Raw genomic sequence first — 14,807 nt, forward strand, 5'->3', positions numbered from 1 at the left:
GGAATTTGTATGACCTCAATCCAAATAAATACAATGTTGATAGTATTTGCGAAGTAATGTGGAGCATTACACTTAGAGTTTCATTCGTTGTTAAACAACAATGTCCTTAAATGAAAGATCCGTGGTCTACATGTTAAAAATGCATGTCAGGCGAACCAAATGTTTTATCTTTTTAGTATCTTTGCACATCACGCAATCATGGGGGTTCGTGATGATCAATTGAGGCTGGTTCTATAAATTACCACCGCACATAGTCATTAAATGTTTATGAAATACGTTTTGTTATCTTTTGGCTTCTTTTTGGTTCAAAATGTAAGTTCGTTCAGTCGTGTAGCTCGCTACACTCCTTCACTCTCTTGCATTTTGACCTCAAAAATAAGCTCAAAATCTAACAAAGCTAATTTATAGAACCAGCCTTGAGTGTATTCAAAGAAGTTATGCCACTGCATTTGCCCAAAAATTTTCCAGCCATCGAACGGTTGAAACAGGAAAACATCCTCGTGGAATGCGGGGAAGAGAAGACCGCGCATGGACAGGTCAAGCCTATCAAGATAGCCGTATTGAACTTGATGCCTACCAAGTTGCAGACCGAAACCGATTTGTTACGGTTGCTGTCGGCATCTCCGTTGGATATTGAAGTGGCGTGGATGAGGCTCAGGTCGCATACGCCTACGCATGTGCCAGCGGCTCACATGGATGCTTACTATCGTTATTTTGACGAATTGACATCACAATCGTTCGATGGACTCATAGTCACTGGCGCACCTGTGGAGCATTTGGAATTTGAAGAAGTGGATTATTGGGACGAGTTGACGCAGATATTTTCATGGGCGAGGACTTCGCTCAAATCCACCTTATATATATGTTGGGCGGCGCAAGCGGGCTTGTATTTCCATGAAGGTATCAACAAATATGCGCTTCCTAAGAAGATGTTTGGTATCTTTCCTCAACAGGTGCTGCATCCAGAACTACCCATCTTCCGTGGGTTTGATGACGTGTTCTGCATGCCGCACAGTCGCCATACCGAGATTAGGAAGGAGGATATCCTCCAGCATCCTGAACTGACGCTGTTGGCAGAGTCGGAAGAATGTGGGGTGAGCATGTGCATGACGGCCGGTGGAAAGGAGATTTTCATCACGGGACACATGGAGTATGCCCCCGACACCTTGGATCAGGAGTACCATCGTGATGCGGGGAAGCGCGACGATGTGGACCTGCCCAGGCACTATTACCGTGACGACAACCCTGCCAAGGGACCGCTCGTCACTTGGCGCGCGCACGCCCACTTGCTGTTTACAAACTGGATGAACGAATATTTAAGATAAGCAATGCGGAAACTGGAACTGCTGGCACCGGCCAAAAACTTGGAATGCGGCGTGGCTGCCATCGACCATGGAGCCGACGCTGTGTACATCGGTGCGTCGAAATTTGGTGCGCGGGCATCGGCTGGCAACTCGCTGGACGACATTCGTGAGTTGTGCCTCTATGCCCATCAGTTCGGTGCCAAGGTGTATGTTACGGTCAACACCATTGTCTACCAAGACGAGCTTGAGGACACGCGCGCGCTCTTGCGGGCCTTGACGGAGATGCGCGTGGATGCGCTGTTGGTGCAAGACATGGCCGTACTCGACCTGTTGCCCAAGGACATGAAGCCCTTGCCGGCCCTCCATGCCAGTACGCAAACCGACAATCGGACGGCCGAAAAGGTAGCTTGGCTGCATGGTCTGGGCTTCGAGCGCGTTGTACTGGCGCGCGAATTGTCGCTTGCAGAGATTAAAACCATCCACCAAACGGTGCCTGACGTGCAGTTGGAAGGCTTCGTGCACGGTGCGTTGTGCGTGAGTTACTCGGGCGTGTGCTATGCCTCGCAGTATTGTTTTCAGCGCAGTGCCAACCGCGGTGCATGCGCACAGTTCTGTAGGATGAAGTTCGATTTGATTGACGCGCAGGGGCGTGAGATAGAACATCAGCGTCATTTGCTGTCGCTGAAAGACCTGTGTCAGATTGATCACCTGGAAGAAATGGCCGATGCGGGCATCTGTTCGTTCAAGATAGAAGGCCGACTGAAGGATGTGGAGTATGTCAAAAACGTGGTGTCGGCCTACTCGAAGCAGTTGAACCGCATCATCGAGAAGCGCGGAGATGACTACTGCCGCGCATCGTTGGGGCAGGTGACTTATTACTTTGAGCCCGATTTGAAGAAGACCTTCAACCGGGGATATACCGATTATTTTCTGCATCGCAGACAACCTTACATCTATTCGCCCGACACGCCTAAGGCACTGGGCGAATATGTTGGCAAGGTGAAGGAAATCAGGCGAGGCTCGTTCAATGTAGCCGGAACAGCCAGCTTTGCCAATGGCGACGGACTTTGTTTCATCAATGATGAGCATGAGTTGGAGGGGTTCCGCATCAACCGGGCAGAGGGCAACCGGCTGTTTCCACTGCGCATGCCGGACAACCTGCGACCGGGTGCGGCCTTGTATCGCAATCGCGATGAGGCGTTCAGCAAGCTGTTGAAGGGGAAAACGGCAGAGCGCAAGATTCCCATCACGCTCACCTTGTCGGTTACCGAAATGGGTTTTGCCCTATCGGCCACGGGGCAGGGCATCAAACCCACTTGCCAGGTGCTGGAGATGGACAGGCAAACGGCCCTGAAACCGCAACGAGATAATATTTTGCGACAGTTGGGTAAGCTGGGCGACACGCCCTATTTGGCCGACGTTATTGAATTGGAAGGACAGGCCGATGCCTATTTCATCCCGTCGAGCGCATTGGCAACGCTGCGCCGCGAGGTAGTGCAAGCCATCGAGTTGGAACGTCCCAACGAAGTGGAAACGCCATCCGTGCATGCGTCTGTGTCCCCAACAGCTCCGTCAGTGCGCAAGCCAAGCGGCACCTTGGAATGGCAACCCGAATACCATAAGTTTACCTATCTGTACAACATCGCCAACACTTTGTCCAAATCGTTCTATCAACGTGAGGGCTTGTCAAACGTGGCAGCCGCCTATGAGGTGAGTCAAGGGGCGGATGAAGGGTCGAAACGGAACGATTCGGTGCTGGTGATGCAGTGCCGTCACTGTCTGCGTTTCAGTCTGGGACATTGTGTAAGGCGGGGTGGCGAGCAACCCACATGGAAAGAACCGCTGTATCTGCGACTGGGTGATGGGCGCCGCTTCCGTTTGGAATTTAAGTGTGACGAATGCCAAATGAACATCTATGCCGGAGAATGAAATCATCGTAAACAAGCGAATGCGTCGTGAGCCGTTGTTCCTGCTTTGCCGATGTCTGGTGCTGTGGGCGGTTCTGAGCTTGCTTTGTGGTTGTTATCACAGACCTAATCATGCGTCCGAGGCCCTCGTTCCCTTGAACCCCGAGCAGGTAGACTCGCTGCATTTCTATTCCAAGCACCATTATACCAACAACTATAATTTCATCGTCAAGAGTGATTCGCTCGTGCTGCTCAAACAACAACCCGAAGAATTGCTTTCCGGATTCATGACAGACAGCTTGGTGCTGGGCCGTCACAGTCATGTCGTGGTGGCCGACATCCGCATGCTGCCCACCGACACGATAGACTCCGTCTGGGTGCAGTTGGCCAGCGACCAGCACACGATTGGGTGGATTCACGAATCGGAGATGCTGCCGAACGTGGTGCCCGACGACCCCATCTCGCAGTTTATTTCCACCTTCTCGGACACCCACTTGCTGGTGTTCTTGGTGGTCATCACGCTGATAGCCATCGCCTATTGGATGCGCCGGCTTGTCAAGGACAAGGCGTGGATAGTGCATTTCCGCGACATCAACTCGTTCTATCCCACGCTGTTGTGCCTCATCGTAGCCTCGTCGGCCACACTGTATGCCAGCATCCAGATGTTCGAGCCCGATATGTGGAGGCATTTTTATTATCATCCCACGCTCAATCCCTTCACGGTGCCGCTGCTGCTCATGGTGTTCCTGCTGTCGGTTTGGGCCATGCTCATCGTGGGTTTGGCGGCCGTGGATGACGTTCGGCACCAGCTACCCTTCAGCGATGCCGTGATGTACCTCAGTGGATTGCTGGCCACCTGTGCCGTCAACTACATCGTCTTCGGTCTTACCACCTTATATTATATAGGCTATCCCCTACTTGTGGCTTATTATTGGTTTGCCATTCGACAGTACAAGCGTCACGCCCAACCGCATTATGTGTGCGGCAACTGTGGTGAAATCATCCAGCACAAGGGCCGTTGCCCCCATTGTGGTGCCATGAACAGCTGACGTAGGATGTAGCATCCTGACGGCCGCGAACGACAAAATCCTTATAAATAAGGATTGATGCCTTCCATTGTTTTTTCTACCTTTGTCCCATCAAGATAATCCCACTAGGTGGAGATTGACCTGAATGACAGATCGTGACCGTTGAAAGCCACGGCTTGGGTGCTCGCTCAAGGGAGGTTGCCGACCTCATGTCAATGAGGACATGGAATAGGTGGCAGCGATGAGTCCCCCGTAATGAATTTAATGTTAGACACGAGGCTCTCGGAATTTTGTTTCGGGAGCCTCTTCGTGTATGCCCCATACCGAATTATTGAATACCCGCTTGTTGTTGTTTGATGCGCAATGCGCGTGGAAGAATGCTTGCTCCCGCCCTTGCAAACTCATAGAGTTTGGGTGCCAAAGGCTTTGCTTTTAGCTAATAAAAAGTAGGTTACCCAAACTTTTTCTCTCTTCCCTGCACGTGTTACAGCCGTTTTATGTAACTTTGCTTTATAACATATTACAATTTCTCTGTTTATTAACTAACAAACTATAATTTATGAAAAAGATTTTATCTCTTGCATTTTTACTAATGCTCTCTCTATCTCTTTTTGCACAAAGGCAGGTTACTAAGTTTTTAGGAATACCCGTAGACGGCAGTCGCACAGCGATGATACAAAAGCTAAAGGCTAAGGGCTTTAGATATAATAGCTATAGTGATATGCTTGAAGGGCAGTTTAATGGGACGGATGTTGTGATTTTAGTGCAGGCTAATAATAACAAGGTTTGGCGAATTGCAGTAGTATACAAAGGTAGTTTTGATAAAGAGTAAATTAAAGCACAATACAACCGCCTTATTAATCAGTTTTCTAACAACCCAAGATATAAGGCCTTTAAAGCAGAAGAGCTTACCGACAAAGACGACATTTACCGTGAGGTGAGCATTAATAAAAAGCACTACTGTCCACGAAAATCTTTTAATAATCTCTTGAAACGCCTATAAATACAAGCTTGTAGGAGATAAAATAGACTCCCTACTTTTGAAAAGAGTATCTTTGCCACAAATTACAATTTGAAAGCAGATACTTATGAACAAAGGTCGATACGTATTTTCACAGCTGTGCGACTTTCTGCCGACAGACCATTTCAAATGGTTGATAAAAAAGTATGAAGGTAATAAATATGTGAAGAGTTTCACTTGTTGGAATCATCTGATGGTTCTTCTATTTGGTCAGTTGTCTAATCGTGAGGGATTACGAGACCTTATTGTAACCATCACTCCGTTCAAGTCAGCGTTCCACCATCTTGGTTTTGGAAAGAATGTCAGTAGAAGCAATTTGAGCAAGGCCAATGAAATACGCGAAGTCAAGATATTCCAAGAGTTTGCAGACAAGATGGTTTCCATAGCAAGAGAGAAACGAGGAGTCGTCAAGGACTTCTTCATATCGAACAATGTCTATGCGTTTGACTCCTCAACAATATCATTGTGCCTTTCTGTATACTGGTGGACTAAACTGCATCATGGGAAAGGAGGAGTGAAATTGCATGAACTGTATGACGTGAAGACAGACATTCCGACATTTTCTGTCATTACAGACGCTTCAGTTCACGATTCTCAAGTGATGGAGCTAATTCCCTATGAGAAAGAGAGTTTCTATATATTTGACAGAGCGTATATGGCAACTAGGAAACTTTATATAATAGAAGGAGCAGAAGCTTACTTTGTCGTGAGAGAGAAGCATAAAATGCCGTTTGAGGTCATAGAGGATAAAGAATACAACAACCCTTCATCTGGAATTATGGCTGACCAAATTATACGTTTCAAGGGATACAAGACTAAGAAGCAATATCCAAATAAACTTCGACGAGTGGTATTCTATGACTATGATGGTAATAGGACATTTGTATTTTACACGAACAATTTTGAAATTACAGCGGAACAGGTTGCTATGCTTTACAAATACAGATGGAGAGTAGAACTGTTCTTCAAATGGCTGAAGCAACATCTGCGCATCAAAGAGTTTTATGGAACCTCGGAGAATGCTGTAAAAATACAAATCTATGCAGCTATCATTGCATATTGTCTTGTCGTTATCGTACAAGAATGTATGGGGCTAAAGCTTCAAACCTATGATGTTCTAAGAATTTTAAGCACGGCATTGTTGACAAAAATGCCATTGTGTGACTTGCTCATTGAACAGAAAGAGGAAGAATTTACTGAAGGAAAAAACCTGCAGCTCTGCCTCAATTTTGATGGGTAACTATCAATTTGTTACTTTTTGAAATGTTAAAGGGTTTTCGTGGACAGTAGTGAATAAAAAGCAATACGAAGCCGATTTTTGTCAGCTCCCTGACGACGAAAACATAAAGAACAGATTAGTATGGTTTAATATTGGAGAAAAGCCATATGAATTTCAGAAATATTATATTACAATTTATTACGAAAATGGGTATAATGAAGCTAACGGCGAAGACCTTTAAAAGGGGCATAACCCCTAAAGGCGCAACAAAGAAAGCCCCTTTGCTCTCTTCGTAAGAAGAAAAAAGAAGCTAAGAAGAGGGTGAGAAGTGGCAACAGAAAACATCACCTTTTACCCTCTAAAACATCAACTTTTATGGCATAAAACATCACCTTTTAAGAGGCAAACTACATCACTTTGCCCACCAAAGTCAATGCTTTTTTCCCTTACACCATTCACCAAGAGATTTTTGCATGGTCGGGTGCGGAAAATAACATCAAATAAAACAGCGCAAGACCGCACGATGATATCAGCGTAACACCGCACGAAATAGAGTGGCAGCGCAAAATATCCGCCAAAAAAATAACATTCTCATAAAAAATATTTATATTTGCAAAATCAGACCATCCTGATGGTTCGGCTGAGGCTGTCCAACAAAAATTTATGATGAAGAAAGCTCTCTTGTGGGGAGGTGCCATCCTGGGTGTTCCCGTAGCACTGACCGCCCTACTCGCCATACTCCTATATATCCCCCCCGTGCAGCAATGGATGCTGCAGAAGGCCACTTACTATGCTTCGCAGAAAACGGGCATGGAGATTTCCATCGGCCGTGTGCGTCTGGCTTTTCCGTTGGATTTGAGCATGGAAGATGTGCTCATCATCCAGCCCAACGACTCGCTGCCGCAGGTGAAAGACACCGTGGCATCGGTGCGTCGCATGGTGGCTGACGTGCAGCTAATGCCCTTGCTGAGCAAGAAAGTGGAGGTGGATGAATTGACGTTCGAGGGCTTAAAACTCAATACCGTCAACCTCATTGCTGCCGCTAAGGTGCAAGGTACCGTGGGTAAGCTGAACCTGGTGAGCCATGGCATCGACCTGAGCGGCTCGACCGTGCGTGTGAATCAGGCCAACTTGGAAGACGCTAAGCTGCAAGTGTCACTGGCTGACAGCGTTCCAGAGGACACGACAGAGAGCAAGACAACTTGGAAAATCGGGGTGGACCAATTGGACATCCGCCGCTCTGACGTCACCGTTCACCTGCCTGGCGACACGCTTCAGGTACGGGCATACTTGGGGAAAGCTGTGGCCAGCGAGGGCTCGTTCGACCTGGGCGAGGGTGTTTACCGACTGAAAAAACTGGACTGGACCGACGGAAAGTTGAATTATGACAACAAATGGAAAGCACACTCTAAGGGACTTGACTATAACCATCTGGCACTGAGCGGCATAACCGTAGGCATCGACTCGTTGCAATACCAAGCATCTAAGTTGGACATGAACGTGCGGCAGATTGCTTTTCGGGAGAAGAGCGGACTTGATTTGCAACATCTCTCGGGCAATGTGGCGCTCGATTCCACGCGACTGAGTTTGAAGAATGCCCATCTCAAAACATCGGAATCGAATCTGATGGCCGACCTCGACATGGATTTGAACAGCTTCTCCGAGCAAACTAATGGGAAGATGAACGCCAACGTGCACGCCACTGTGGGCAAGCAAGACTTGATGCGCTTTATGGGTGACATGCCAAAAGAATTCAGACAAAAATGGCCCAACGCACCTCTATTGGTCGATGGAGTGGTGAGTGGCAACAGAAAGCGCATGCAGTTTGACGGCCTGAACATCTATCTGCCAACCGCCTTGAAAGCCTATGCCATCGGCTATGCGGCCAACCTCGATGATCCGAAGCGGTTGAAGGCCGACGTGAAGTTGAAAGCCAAGACGGGCAACCTTGATTTTGTGAAAGCCTTTTTGGACAAGGAAACGCGCAAAAAGGTGAACATACCTCAGGGAATTGGTCTGGATGGCAATCTGAAAATCAACGGCAAGCAATATACAACGGATTTTGTTGCCCAGCAAGGAGGAGGGTCTTTGCAGGCTAAGGCTCAGTTGGATGCGGCCAAAATGGCCTATACCGCCAAGTTGAATGCCCGCCGTATACCGCTTCAAAACTTCCTGCCCAACCAGGGATTGTCCCCCTTTAGCGGTACTATGGACGTGAGTGGACAGGGCACCGACTTCCTCTCACCCCGCACAACGCTCACGGCTAAGGCCAAAATCACCCAATTCAACTACGGAAACTACAACCTGGATAACATGACGGCTGATGCCCATGTAAAGAATGGACGTGCCAAGGCTTTGATACACAGCAACAACCCACTTATCAAAGGCGACATCACGCTCGATGCTTTGACACGCTCGAAAAACATCAACGCCAACTTGGTGACCGATTTGCAGCATGTGGATTTACATCGTCTTCATTTGTTGGATGACACTATCTCGGTAGCGGTGAAAAGTCATTTGAAGCTCGCCACCGACCTCAAAGAATCCTACAAACTGAAAGGAACGGTTGACAACATGGTCATCAATGACAACGGAAGGATATACAAGCCACAGCCCATGAACCTTGATGTGCTGACCCGCAGGGACACAACCCATGCCGAGGTGGCCACCGGTGACTTCTACCTGTCTATGCACAGCAAGCAAGGCTACAAGAAGTTGATGAAACATGGCAACGCTTTTGTGGCCGAATTGAAGCGGCAGTTTGAAGATAAATACATTGACCAGCAGCGTCTGAGGGACCATCTTCCCAACGCCAATTTGTATCTCAAATCGGGTAAAGACAACTTCTTTGTGAACCTCATGCGCCGATATGGGTGCGACATGGATCGGGCATTGGTGAACATCGAATCGTCTCCCAGCATGGGATTGGAAGGCCTGTTGCAGGTAGACAAGCTGCTATTAGACAGCATCCAGTTGGACACCGTTCGGCTCAGTCTGCATTCCAATCCCGATGGAACCACCTACCATGGGCGCATACAGAACGCGCCGGGCAACCCGCAGTATGTATTCAAGGGCCTCTTCGATGGCGCCCTGCATGAAAAAGGGACCAACATCCGCGCCAAATTATACGACGAGCATGACCAGTTGGGCATTGCATTAGGACTGATAGCCGACCTGGAAAAGGGTGGCATCCGAACCCGTCTGGACAGTACGAAGATTGTACTGGGTTACAAAGATTTTGCTGTTAACAACGACAACTACCTCTTCTTGGGCAACGATCGGCGCGTATCGGCCAACATCTTGCTGCGTGCCAAGGACGGAACGGGTGTCCAGTTGTATTCCAATGACGACCATCTGGACGTGCTGCAAGATGTGACCCTGTCGCTCAACAAGATAGAATTGAAGAACATCATGAGCGTCATACCGTACACACCCGACATAGCCGGAACGATGAACGGCGACTTCCACATCATCCAAACCCCCACAGAGCTGTCTGTTTCGTCGGCCGTATCGGTGAAAAACATGTTCTACGAACAGAGTCCGATGGGCAACCTCAGTTCAGAATTCGTGTACATGCCGAAGTCGAACGGGAGCCACTTCGTGGATGGTGTGCTGCTGAGTGATAACAAGGAGGTAGCAACGATGACGGGAACCTACGACAAGCACGGGTACCTGGATGCGACACTCAATTTGGAACGTCTGCCCTTGCAGTTGATGAACGGGTTCATTCCCAAGCGCATCATCGGGTTGCGTGGCTATGGTGAGGGCGAAATTGCCCTGCGTGGGTCGATGAAAAAGCCCCACATGGATGGTGAAATCTATCTCGACTCATCCTACATCTTCAGCGAACCATACGGCGTGTCACTTCGCTTTGCCAATGATCCCGTTCGTATCAAGGACAGCAAACTATTGTTTGAGAACTTTGAAATGTTCGCCAACAACAACAGTCCGTTGAACATTTACGGCACCTTCGACTTCTCTGATACCGAGCGGATGATGCTCGATATCCGCATGCGAGCTGAGAATTTCGAGATAATCGATGCCCAGGAGAATCCTCGTTCCGAGGCTTACGGCAAGGCCTTTGTTGACTTCTTCGGCACAATGAAAGGTCCGGTGGAGAGCTTGCGCCTTAGAGGAAAGCTCAATGTGCTGGGCACCACCGACATGACTTACGTGCTGAAAGATTCGGAACTGACCACCGACAACCAATTGGACGAGCTGGTGAAGTTTACCGACTTTAATGATTCCACGGTTGAGGTGGTGCGTAGGCCTAAGCTCAATGGCTTTGACATGCTGATGGGCGTAACCATTGATGAGGCTGCTCATATCGTTTGCATGCTCAATGCCGACCAAACCAATTACATCGACTTGCTGGGTGGTGGCGATTTGCGTATGAGTTACAATCCAGCAGAATCCATCCAGATTATGGGTCGGTATACCCTTCACAGCGGAGAGATGAAATATTCGTTGCCCGTCATCCCGCTGAAGACCTTCAATATTCAGAATGGCAGTTACATAGAGTTCAATGGCGATCCGATGAACCCCAAGCTCAACATCACGGCAACGGAACCAGTCAAGGCCACGGTGAGCGAGGGTACGGGTGCCGGGCGTGTCGTTGATTTCGACTGTGGCGTGAAGCTGTCGCAGACACTCAGCAACCCTGGCATCGAGTTCATCATCAGCTCACCGAGCGACATGACCATACAAGACGAACTAAACACCATGTCCGTGGAAGGAAGAGGCAAGGTGGCGGTCACCATGTTGGTGTCGGGCATGTACCTCACCGACGCCAATCCGTCGGCATTCTCGATGAACAGCGCCTTGAGTTCGTATTTACAAACCGAGATTAACAACATCGCTGGCTCGGCCATGCGTACCATGGGACTGGATGTGGGCATGAGCATTGACAACACGATGATGGCCAGTGGCGGCATGCATACCGATTACAACTTCAGATTCTCCAAGCGACTGTGGAATAACCGGCTGCGGGTAATCATCGGTGGACGGGTGTCCACGGGCGAGGAGGTGATGGCCAACCGTGACGATACGTTCTTCGATAACGTTGAATTGGAGTATCGCCTGAACCAGAATGCCAGTCAGTATCTGCGTCTGTTCTACAAAAACAACACCTACGACTGGCTCGAGGGACTCATCGGGGTGTATGGCGTTGGTTTCACTTGGCGGCGCAAGCTGGCCCATTTCAAGGATATCTTCCGTTTTAAGAGTGACAAAGAGGCCTTGCCAACCATTCGTCCTGTCCAAAAAGACTCAATCAATGATGACATCAAAACGACTAACTAAATACATCCTTGCGCTCATTCTGCTGCCGGCCATCATGACGGCATGCTCTACAACCAGTGCCATTCCCGATGGCGAACAGCTGTTTACCGGACTGAAAAAGATTCAGTTTGACAACTATGAGAAGAACGCTCATGCCGATGAAACCAAGATGGAACTGGAGTCGGTATTGGCCACTGCACCCACATCTTCCTTGCTCGGCAGCAGTTATTACCGCACCCCCATCCCCATACGCCTATGGATATGGAACGCTTTCTCGCAAGACACCAGTGCCGTGAGCCGATGGATTACCAAGGCATTTGGCTCGAAACCGAAGCTACTAAGTCAGGTCAACCCATTGCTGCGCAAGTCTGTAGGCGAATTGCAGTTGAAGAAGTTTGGCTATTTCAAAGGGAACGTCGACTATGACATCATTCAGCAATCCAACCCGAAGAAAGCCAAAGTGGCTTATTTCGTCAACATGGGACCCCTGTGGCGGCTCGACTCCATCAGCTATATCAACTTCACACCCGGGGCAGACAGTCTGGTGGCAGCCACCAAGGATGAGGCCTTGATTCGCAAAGGCGACCCATTCAGCGTGCCAGCTCTTGAATCCGAGCGGCAACGCGTGGCCCGCTTGCTGCGCAACAACGGCTATTACTATGCCAAACCCACCGACGCTTCTTACCTGGCCGACACCTTGCAAACGCCTGGCAAGGTGGTGCTGCGCTTTCAAGAAGCCGATAGTTTGGAGTCAGAGGTTACGCGCAAATGGTATGTGGGACGGGTGAACGTGAATTTGCGGCGACAGTTTACGGAAGAACTCACCGATTCGTTGGTGCGGCGCAGCTTCACCCTTCGCTACGCACGGCGTAAGTCACCCTTGCGCCCCGGCGTGTTCTACAACGGATTGAAGATACGTCCCGGACAACTTTACAGCCTCGCCAACCAGGAAGCATCGTCAAACTACCTGCATTCCACGGGGCTTTTCACCTACACCAGCTTCCGCTTTACCCCGCGAGATTCGTCAGAAACTTGTAATACACTCGACCTTGACATCGATTGCGTGTTTGACAAGCCCTACAACTTTTATATCAACGCCAATGCCAAAGGCAAGACCTCGAAGCGCTTCGGACCAGAGTTGATTATGGGTCTGACCAAGTTGAACGCCTTTCGCGGAGGCGAGAAACTGGACATCAACGTCCATGGTTCATACGAATGGCAGACCGGCCACCGGTCGGAAGGCAGCTCATCGAAGGTGAACTCGTACGAATATGGCGGCGACATCTCCCTGATTGTCCCACGAATGCTCACGCCGGGCAATCTCTTTTGGTCGGCTAATCACCGCGCCAAAAGAGACAGTTTGCGCGTGCTATCGGGCAAAAAACCCAGGAGGAGAAGGCGGTTTTACGGTGTTCCATCAACGACCCTGCGCATGTCAAACAACATCTTGAACCGTGCCGGCTTCTTCAAACGGCATGTTGTTTCGGGCGATTTGACCTATGAATTCTGGACTTCACCGCAGTCGTACCACGAGTTTAGTCCACTCACGCTGTCGTACGAGTACATGACCAGCCGTACCGATTCGTTCATGGTCTTGCTGGCCGACAATCCTTATTTGCAGATTTCCATGCGCGACCAGTTCGTTCCCAAGATGAGTTATACCTATCAGTATACCAGTGCGATGGGCACTCGTCATCCCATCTCTTGGAGAACCACCGTGAGCGAAGCCGCCAACATCCTGTCACTGGGCTACATGGCAGCTGGAAAACAGTGGAACGACAAGAGCAAGAAACTGTTTAAAAACCCATACGCCCAGTTTGTGAAGCTCGAAACCGATTTCGTGAAGCTGTGGCGATTTGGCGACAATCATTCCATCGCAGGCCATCTTAATGCCGGTGTGGTATACAGTTACGGCAATGCCACCAAAGCCCCTTACTACGAACAGTTCTACGTGGGTGGTGCCAACAGCGTGCGGGCTTTCAACGTGCGGAGCATTGGTCCCGGCAAATACCGGCCCAGCAACCAGCGCATGTCATACATAGAGCAGACCGGCGACGTGAAGTTTGTGGCCAACCTGGAGTTCCGTCCCCATTTGTTTGGCGATCTCTATGGTGCCGTCTTCCTCGATGCCGGCAACGTTTGGACGCTTGGTGACGACGCTCAGCGGCCTGGAGGACAGCTCAAGTGGAAGAGTGTGTTCACCGACATGGCTGTGGGTACCGGTGTGGGCATTCGCTACGACCTGGGCTTGTTCGTCATTCGTGTGGATTGGGGCATCGGCCTGCATGTTCCTTACCATACGGGAAAGAAGGGCTTTTACAACCTTTTGCGCTTCGATGATGGCAACAGTTTCCACTTGGCCATTGGCTATCCATTCTAAAGAGGATACCATCCCAGGGACAATCAACGGGTGACAAATTCACTGACCTTACGAATAAAGCAACCATTTACGGCACGATGCACAAATAGGAGAGAATGGCAGCCGATCAAAGTTTTGTGTGTTAACAAACCTTTCGTTTGTTAAAAAGATTCATTTTTCTTGACAAAACAAAATCGTGAAATAGATGATGATAAGAGCTTTTTTAGGTGTTCAAAGCCTTAAAATCATCACCTTGTTCCGTCATTCATATCTAACAATGCGGCAATCACCATGCTTTAACCGCCCAATTTGCATGCTTTAACCGTTCAAATGGCATGCTTTTACCGCCCAATTTGCACCATATAGAAGGCTTAATTTGCACATAAAACAGGCAATTTGGCTCCAAACGCTTTACTTTTTCATAGTACTTTAAGTTGAAAAACAATCCAACTCACAGGTAATCAATATGATGACAAAAACCTTTCCTGCTTGCCGTTTTTTCAACGCACGAACCAGTTGGTTGAAAAAACGCTCGGCATTTGTGTTAAAAAAACGCCGTATAGGTCATGTCAGTACTATTATAATTCAGAGCATCCTTATTCGATATCATCAGTAGAGCATACAGACTGTCTGGTTTCGACAAAGGATGGTACAACTTCATATTTCTGGGAAAATGGGTTACCATTTCA

The 14,807-nt window shown here is 48.9% G+C and carries 7 protein-coding genes; all 7 read left to right on the forward strand.

The genetic code is table 11. The annotated features are described in order from the left end of the window. Nucleotides 1–437: 437 nt before the first annotated feature. The 7 genes from NQ518_RS06515 to tamL all read left to right on the forward strand — a co-directional run bounded on the left by NQ518_RS06515 (nucleotide 438) and on the right by tamL (nucleotide 14,139). Nucleotides 438–1,325 carry a homoserine O-succinyltransferase gene (locus NQ518_RS06515; protein WP_227962414.1) on the forward strand — a complete coding sequence of 296 codons (888 nt, stop codon included), beginning with the start codon at nucleotides 438–440 and terminating at the stop codon, nucleotides 1,323–1,325. Nucleotides 1,326–1,328: 3 nt separating this feature from the next. After that, complete coding sequence (locus NQ518_RS06520; RefSeq protein WP_227960370.1) at nucleotides 1,329–3,233, forward strand: peptidase U32 family protein; 1,905 nt, start codon at nucleotides 1,329–1,331, stop codon at nucleotides 3,231–3,233. A 19-nt stretch (nucleotides 3,234–3,252) separates the two neighbouring features. Next, nucleotides 3,253–4,260 carry a zinc ribbon domain-containing protein gene (locus NQ518_RS06525; RefSeq protein WP_227962413.1) on the forward strand — a complete coding sequence of 336 codons (1,008 nt, stop codon included), beginning with the start codon at nucleotides 3,253–3,255 and terminating at the stop codon, nucleotides 4,258–4,260. A gap of 538 nt (nucleotides 4,261–4,798) precedes the next feature. Beyond that, a complete protein-coding gene (locus tag NQ518_RS06530) occupies nucleotides 4,799–5,071 on the forward strand; it encodes a hypothetical protein (RefSeq protein ID WP_227960369.1) in 273 nt (90 codons plus the stop codon). A 256-nt stretch (nucleotides 5,072–5,327) separates the two neighbouring features. Further along, complete coding sequence (locus NQ518_RS06535) at nucleotides 5,328–6,500, forward strand: IS4 family transposase (RefSeq protein WP_227208630.1); 1,173 nt, start codon at nucleotides 5,328–5,330, stop codon at nucleotides 6,498–6,500. A 642-nt stretch (nucleotides 6,501–7,142) separates the two neighbouring features. Next, a complete protein-coding gene (locus NQ518_RS06540) occupies nucleotides 7,143–11,780 on the forward strand; it encodes a translocation/assembly module TamB domain-containing protein (protein ID WP_412741272.1) in 4,638 nt (1,545 codons plus the stop codon). Further along, a complete protein-coding gene (gene tamL / locus NQ518_RS06545; protein ID WP_227962409.1) occupies nucleotides 11,758–14,139 on the forward strand; it encodes a translocation and assembly module lipoprotein TamL in 2,382 nt (793 codons plus the stop codon). The genes NQ518_RS06540 and tamL overlap by 23 nt, the downstream gene beginning before the upstream one ends. Nucleotides 14,140–14,807: the final 668 nt, after the last annotated feature.

The sequence above is a fragment of the Hoylesella buccalis ATCC 35310 genome, from assembly GCF_025151385.1.
GTDB lineage: Bacteria > Bacteroidota > Bacteroidia > Bacteroidales > Bacteroidaceae > Prevotella > Prevotella buccalis.

What these genes read in the sequence shown, in the direction of transcription:
- NQ518_RS06515 (WP_227962414.1), top strand. Translation starts at nt 438, where the DNA reads ATGCCACTGCATTTGCCCAAAAATTTTCCAGCCATCGAACGGTTGAAA.
- NQ518_RS06520 (WP_227960370.1), top strand. Translation starts at nt 1,329, where the DNA reads ATGCGGAAACTGGAACTGCTGGCACCGGCCAAAAACTTGGAATGCGGC.
- NQ518_RS06525 (WP_227962413.1), top strand. Translation starts at nt 3,253, where the DNA reads ATGCGTCGTGAGCCGTTGTTCCTGCTTTGCCGATGTCTGGTGCTGTGG.
- NQ518_RS06530 (WP_227960369.1), top strand. Translation starts at nt 4,799, where the DNA reads ATGAAAAAGATTTTATCTCTTGCATTTTTACTAATGCTCTCTCTATCT.
- NQ518_RS06535 (WP_227208630.1), top strand. Translation starts at nt 5,328, where the DNA reads ATGAACAAAGGTCGATACGTATTTTCACAGCTGTGCGACTTTCTGCCG.
- NQ518_RS06540 (WP_412741272.1), top strand. Translation starts at nt 7,143, where the DNA reads ATGATGAAGAAAGCTCTCTTGTGGGGAGGTGCCATCCTGGGTGTTCCC.
- tamL (WP_227962409.1), top strand. Translation starts at nt 11,758, where the DNA reads ATGACATCAAAACGACTAACTAAATACATCCTTGCGCTCATTCTGCTG.